We start from the raw sequence: 7,193 nt of genomic DNA on the forward strand, positions 1-7,193 counted from the left end.
CGGCGGAGCCGCTGCACCTGCCGGGCATTGCCAGCGCGGGCCGCCCGGCGGAGCCGCTCACCCACCCGGCATCACCACCGCAGACCGCCCGGCGGGGCCACTCGCCCACCCGGCATCACCACCACGGACCGCCCGGCGGAGCCGCTGCACCTGCCGGGCATTGCCAGCGCGGGCCGCCCGGCGGAGCCGCTCACCCACCCGGCATCACCACCGCAGACCGCCCGGCGGGCCCGCTCGCCCACCCGGCATCACCACCGCAGACCGCCCGGCGGAGCCGCTCACCCACCCGGCACCACCACCGCAGACCGCCCGGCGGAGCCGCTCACCCACCCGGCACCACCACCACGGACCGCCCGGCGGAGCCGCTCGCCCGCCCGGCATCACCACGGCAGGCCGCCCGGCGGGGCCGCTGCACCTGCCGGGCATTGCCAGCGCGGGCCGCCCGGCGGAGCCGCTCACCCACCCGGCATCACCACCGCAGACCGCCCGGCGGGCCCGCTCGCCCACCCGGCATCACCACCGCAGACCGCCCGGCGGAGCCGCTCGCCCACCCGGCATCACCACCACGGACCGCCCGGCGGAGCCGCTGCACCTGCCGGGCATTGCCAGCGCGGGCCGCTCGGCGGAGCCGCTCACCCACCCGGCATCACCACCGCGGGCGGTGCGCGTCGCACCTGTGGGCCGGGACGGCCCGCCCGCGGCACGGGCGCCGCCCGCGACGCCATGGCGGCCGGGCCGTCACACGTCACGTCCCACGGCCGGGCCAAGCCCGGCCCGCGGCGCGGGCGGCCGGATCCGAGTGGCCGGATCCGTGCGGGGCCGCCGGATCCCGGTCACCCGTCCGGGAGAGCCTTCAGTGCCAAGTTGACGTAAAGTTCGAACCGGAGCCACAAGATCCACCGGTGTCCTCGCCGACGGACACGTGTGATCAGGGGGAGGCCTGCGGCGAGTCGCGCCCAGGTCCGGACCGAGGCATCCCTTCCTCAGCTGAACCACGCTTGTTTCCCGCCATTTCAACCCCTGAAACACGCGTTTTCATGTGACTTACGCGACGATGAACCGGCCCGACCTGACCTTCACGGTCTTGGAGGCGTAGCCTTTATTCCCGCTGTCCATCACCTTGTGAAGCGGAAGAGGGCGGTTGCCGCCGTGTCGCCACAGTCCCCCAGTAACTCGAGCATCTCGACCGACGACCAAGCCGGGAAGAACCCCGCTGCCGCGTTCGGTCCGAACGAGTGGCTCGTCGACGAGATCTATCAGCAGTACCTCCAGGACCCGAATTCGGTAGACCGAGCCTGGTGGGACTTCTTCGCCGATTACAAGCCCGGGGCTGCTGCTGCCACGCCCGCTCCGGCGCCCGCGGCACCGAAGCCCGCCGCCAGTGCTCCCGCCCAGCCCGCCGCGCCCGTCGCGCCCGCCAAGCCGGCGCAGGCCGCCCCGGCGGCTCCGGCCGCCCCCGCCGCCGCGCAGCCCGCGCAGCCGGCCCGGCCCGCGACGCCGCCCGCCCAGCCGAAGGCGAAGGCCCAGCCCGCCGCCGCGGCCCCCGCGGCCGCGTCCGCGGACGGGCCGGAGTTCGTGACGCTGCGCGGCCCGTCCGCCGCGGTCGCCAAGAACATGAACGCGTCGCTGGAGCTGCCGACCGCCACCTCGGTCCGCGCGGTCCCGGTGAAGCTGCTGTTCGACAACCGCATCGTCATCAACAACCACCTGAAGCGGGCCCGCGGCGGGAAGATCTCCTTCACGCACATCATCGGCTACGCGATGGTGCAGGCCATCAAGGCCATGCCGTCGATGAACTGGTCGTTCGGCGAGAAGGACGGCAAGCCGACCCTGGTCAAGCCGCCGCACGTGAACCTCGGCCTGGCCATCGACCTGGTGAAGCCCAACGGCGACCGCCAGCTCGTCGTGGCCGCCATCAAGAAGGCCGAGACGCTGAACTTCTTCGAGTTCTGGCAGGCCTACGAGGACATCGTCCGTCGCGCCCGCGACAACAAGCTGACGATGGACGACTTCACCGGCGTCACGGTCTCCCTGACCAACCCGGGCGGCCTCGGCACCGTCCACTCCGTGCCGCGTCTGATGCCCGGCCAGTCGGTGATCATGGGCGTCGGCTCCATGGACTACCCGGCTGAGTTCCAGGGCACCAGCCAGGACACCCTGAACAAGCTCGGCGTCTCCAAGGTCATGACGCTCACGTCGACCTACGACCACCGGGTCATCCAGGGCGCCGCCTCCGGCGAGTTCCTGCGCGCCGTCGCGAACCTGCTCCTCGGCGAGAACGACTTCTACGACGACATCTTCGAGGCGCTGCGCATCCCCTACGAGCCGGTCCGCTGGCTGAGGGACATCGACGCGTCGCACGACGACGACGTCACGAAGGCCGCCCGCGTCTTCGAGCTGATCCACTCCTACCGGGTCCGCGGCCACGTCATGGCCGACACCGACCCGCTGGAGTACCGCCAGCGCAAGCACCCCGACCTGGACATCACCGAGCACGGCCTCACCCTGTGGGACCTGGAGCGCGAGTTCGCCGTCGGCGGCTTCGCCGGCAAGTCGATGATGAAGCTGCGCGACATCCTCGGCGTGCTGCGCGACTCGTACTGCCGCACCACCGGCATCGAGTTCATGCACATCCAGGACCCCAAGCAGCGCAAGTGGATCCAGGACCGGGTGGAGCGCCAGCACTCCAAGCCGGAGCGCGAGGAGCAGCTGCGCATCCTGCGCCGGCTGAACGCGGCGGAGGCCTTCGAGACCTTCCTGCAGACGAAGTACGTCGGCCAGAAGCGCTTCTCCCTCGAGGGCGGCGAGTCCGTCATCCCGCTGCTGGACGCGGTCCTCGACAGCGCCGCCGAGTCCCGCCTGGACGAGGTCGTCATCGGCATGGCCCACCGCGGCCGGCTGAACGTCCTCGCCAACATCGTCGGCAAGTCGTACGCGCAGATCTTCCGCGAGTTCGAGGGCAACCTCGACCCGAAGTCGATGCACGGCTCCGGCGACGTGAAGTACCACCTGGGCGCCGAGGGCACCTTCACCGGTCTGGACGGCGAGCAGATCAAGGTCTCGCTGGCCGCCAACCCGTCCCACCTCGAGACGGTCGACCCGGTCATCGAGGGCATCGCCCGCGCCAAGCAGGACATCATCAACAAGGGCGGCACGGACTTCACGGTCCTGCCGGTGGCCCTGCACGGCGACGCGGCCTTCGCGGGCCAGGGCGTGGTGGCCGAGACGCTGAACATGTCGCAGCTGCGCGGCTACCGCACCGGCGGCACGGTCCACATCGTCATCAACAACCAGGTCGGCTTCACCGCGGCCCCCGAGTCCTCGCGTTCCTCCATGTACGCGACGGACGTGGCCCGCATGATCGAGGCCCCGATCTTCCACGTGAACGGCGACGACCCCGAGGCCGTCGTGCGCGTCGCGCGGCTCGCCTTCGAGTTCCGCCAGGCGTTCAACAAGGACGTGGTGATCGACCTCATCTGCTACCGCCGCCGCGGTCACAACGAGTCGGACAACCCGGCCTTCACCCAGCCGCTGATGTACGACCTGATCGACAAGAAGCGCTCGGTGCGCAAGCTGTACACCGAGTCCCTGATCGGTCGCGGCGACATCACCCTGGAAGAGGCCGAGCAGGCGCTGCAGGACTACCAGGGCCAGCTGGAGAAGGTCTTCACGGAGGTCCGCGAGGCCGTCACGGCCCAGCCGAGCGCCGGCCCGGTGTCGGACCCGCAGGCCGAGTTCCCGGTCGCCGTGAACACCGCGATCTCCTCGGAGGTCGTGAAGCGGATCGCCGAGTCCCAGGTGAACATCCCCGACACGTTCCACGTGCACCCGCGTCTGCTGCCGCAGCTGCAGCGCCGGGCCACGATGGTCGAGGACGGCACGATCGACTGGGGCATGGGCGAGACTCTCGCCGTCGGCTCCCTCCTGCTGGAGGGCACCCCGGTCCGGCTGTCCGGCCAGGACTCCCAGCGCGGCACCTTCGGCCAGCGCCACGCGGTCCTGATCAACCGCGAGACGGGCGAGGAGTACACCCCGCTGCAGTACCTCGCCGAGGACCAGGCGCGGTACAACGTCTACAACTCCCTGCTGTCCGAGTACGCGGTCATGGGCTTCGAGTACGGCTACTCGCTGGCCCGCCCCGACGCGCTCGTCATGTGGGAGGCGCAGTTCGGCGACTTCGTCAACGGCGCGCAGACGGTGGTCGACGAGTACATCTCCGCGGCCGAGCAGAAGTGGGGCCAGACGAGCGGTGTCACGCTGCTCCTCCCCCACGGCTACGAGGGCCAGGGCCCGGACCACTCCTCGGCCCGTGTCGAGCGCTTCCTGCAGCTGTGCGCGCAGAACAACATGACGGTCGCGATGCCGACCCTGCCGTCGAACTACTTCCACCTCCTGCGCTGGCAGGTGCACAACCCGCACCACAAGCCGCTGGTGGTCTTCACCCCGAAGTCGATGCTGCGTCTGAAGGCCGCCGCGTCGAAGACGGAGGAGTTCACGTCGGGTCAGTTCCGTCCCGTCATCGGCGACTCGACGGTGGACGCGGCCGCGGTCCGCAAGGTCGTGTTCGTGGCCGGCAAGCTGTACTACGACCTCGAGGCCGAGCGCACCAAGCGCGGCATCACGGACACCGCGATCATCCGTATCGAGCGCCTGTACCCGCTGCCGGGTGCCGAGCTCCAGGCGGAGATCAAGAAGTACCCGAACGCCGAGAAGTACCTGTGGGCCCAGGAGGAGCCGGCGAACCAGGGTGCCTGGCCGTTCATCGCCCTCAACCTGATCGACCACCTGGACCTGGCGGTCGGCGCGGACATCCCCGCGGGCGAGCGCCTGCGCCGCATCTCCCGTCCGCACTCCTCGTCCCCGGCCGTCGGTTCCGCGAAGCGGCACCAGGCCGAGCAGGAGCAGCTGGTGCGTGAGGTGTTCGAGGCGTAGGCCGCCGACGGACGTACCGACAGCGGACGTACCGAGAAGGGCCCGGCCCCGGGAGTTCCCCGGGGCCGGGCCCTTCGGCGTGTGCGGTCGCTCAGGTCGCCTGCGGTTCGAAGTCCCAGTACGGCCTGTTGCGGGAGCGGGCCGAGATGGTGTGGACGTGCTGCTTGCCGAGCGTGGCCTCCAGGTCGGACAGCGCCTCCTGCTCGACCTTCTCGGCCTGCTGGACGTCCCGCAGACCGCGCAGGTCGGCGGCGTGGGCCACCCGTGCGGAGAGGGTGAGGGGGTGGGTGCGGCCGAGGGACTCCGTCGCCCGGGTGATGGTGTCCCGGCTGAGCGCGGCGGCTCCCTCGGTGTCGCCCACCAGGTTGCGCAGGGCCGAGGCGTTGATGGCGCAGCCCAGGGTGTGGGGGTGGTTCTCGCCGACCGCCGTGGTCATGTCGGCGAGCGCCTGTTCGGCCAGCACGTGCGCCTGGTCCCGTTCGCCGACCATGCGCAGGATCTGCGCCTGGTTGCTGCGGACTCCCGCGAGGAAGGGGTGCCCTTCGACGAGCAGTTCCTCGTAGCGGGCCAGCACGGACTCGCCGGCCTCGCGGGCCTGGTCGATGTCGCCGTGCTCGCGGGCGAAGCAGCTCTGGCTGACGGCCGCGGACAGTGTCTGCGCGTGCCGGTCGCCCACCGAGCGCTCGTAGCGTTCCAGCACCCGGGCCAGCATCGCCCCGGCGCCCGCCCGGTCACCGCCGCGGAGCCGGCACAGGGCGAGGTTGTGCTCGGCCCGCAGCGTCTGCGGGTTGTCGGCGCCCATGACGAGGCGGCACTCACGGACGTTCTTCGCCTGGATGGACTCCGCCTCGGTGTAGCGGCCCAGCAGCCGCAGGTCGACGGCGTAGGAGGCCTCCGAGAACAGCGCCCAGGGGTGGCGTGCCTTCAGCAGCCGGCGGCGCATCTCCAGGGTCGTCTTGTCGATGTCGAGGGCCTGCTGGTAGTGACCGAGCAGCCGGTGTGTGAAGCCCAGGTTGTTGAGTGCGTTGAGGGTGCGGGAGTCCTCCTCGCCCAGGAGGTCGCGGTAGGCGGGGTAAAGCCACTGGTAGTGCTCCAGTGCCTCCTCGTAGCGGCCCAGTCCCCACAGGTTGGCGCCCACGCCGTTGGCCGCCCGCAGATGGTCCAGGTCCCGTTCGCCCCGCTCCTCGCGCAGGTGCTCCATCGCCTGCCGTTCCAGGGGCTCGCTCAGCTCGTAGGCGCCGGTGGCGCGCAGCAGGTTGGCGTACTGGTAGATCAGGTCGAAGACCCTGGGGTGGAACTCGCCGAGCGAGGCCCGCCAGGCCGTCAGGGCGCGCTCGCCGAGCTTGACGCCGGAGGAGTACTCGCCGGCGAAGTACATGTAGCGCAGGCAGTTCAGGACGAGGGACTGCACCCTGCGGTCGTTGCTGTTCAGGACGTCCGCGTACTTCAGGTGCGGCACGATCTCCGCGTAGGCGTCCCACAGCCGGGTGTCCGTGGCGCGGCCGGGGTCGGCCGCCGCGAGGGCGCGTCGTACGACGTCGATGAACTCCTGCCGGTCCGCCTCCGGCATGTCGTTGCGCACGATCTGGTGGACCATGCGGTGCAGGTACAGCGACTCGCCCGAGGAGGCGCCGGAGTCGGCGCCCACGTCATGGGACTCCAGGCGCACCACGGAGTACTGGCGGAGCTGGTTGACGGCCCGGTTCCACAGCAGGGGGTCCTCGAGCAGCCCGGTGAGCTGTTCGGGCAGGTCGTCGAGCGGCATCTCGCGCAGCAGGCGTACAGGGATGAAGCCGGGCGCGAAGAACGTGCACAGCCGCAGCAGGTCGACGGACTCGGGGACGGTCTCGCGGAGTTTGTTCAGCAGTATCGACCAGGCGGTCTGGAAGGCGACGGGGAAGTCCGCGGAGACCTTGACCACGTCCTGGTCGATGCCGCCCTCCAGGAGGGCGATGTAGTCCTCGACGGAGAGATCGGAGTCGTTGAGCCAGCCGGCCGTCTGGTCCAGCAGCAGCGGCAGGTCCTCCAGGGCCTCGGCCAGCTGGTCGGCGTCCGCCTCGGACAGGCGTGGCGCGCGGCGCCGGATGAAGGCGACCGACTCGTCGCGGGCGTAGACCGGGATCTGCAGCAGCCGGCTGTTGTGTTCGCTCCACTGCGGGTTGCGGGAGGTGATCAGCACGTGTCCGGGGCCGGTGGGGACCAGGTCCCAGATCTGGTCGGGTTCGTCGGCGCCGTCGAGGACCAGCAACCAGCGGGAGAAC

Annotated in this window: 2 protein-coding genes; one reads left to right on the forward strand and one right to left on the reverse strand. The window is 70.7% G+C overall.

What is annotated here, in order from left to right:
- Window positions 1–1,149 precede the first annotated feature (1,149 nt).
- On the forward strand, window positions 1,150–4,932 hold the full coding sequence (locus tag ACWC21_RS17885) for a multifunctional oxoglutarate decarboxylase/oxoglutarate dehydrogenase thiamine pyrophosphate-binding subunit/dihydrolipoyllysine-residue succinyltransferase subunit (protein WP_450882789.1): 3,783 nt from the start codon (window positions 1,150–1,152) through the stop codon (window positions 4,930–4,932).
- A gap of 91 nt (window positions 4,933–5,023) precedes the next feature.
- Here the strand turns inward: ACWC21_RS17885 and fxsT are convergent.
- Window positions 5,024–7,193, reverse strand: a 2,170-nt coding sequence (gene fxsT, locus ACWC21_RS17890; protein ID WP_450882791.1) for an FxSxx-COOH system tetratricopeptide repeat protein, incomplete at its 5' end; no start/stop codon positions are given.

Source organism: Streptomyces sp. NPDC001348 (genome assembly GCF_053597535.1).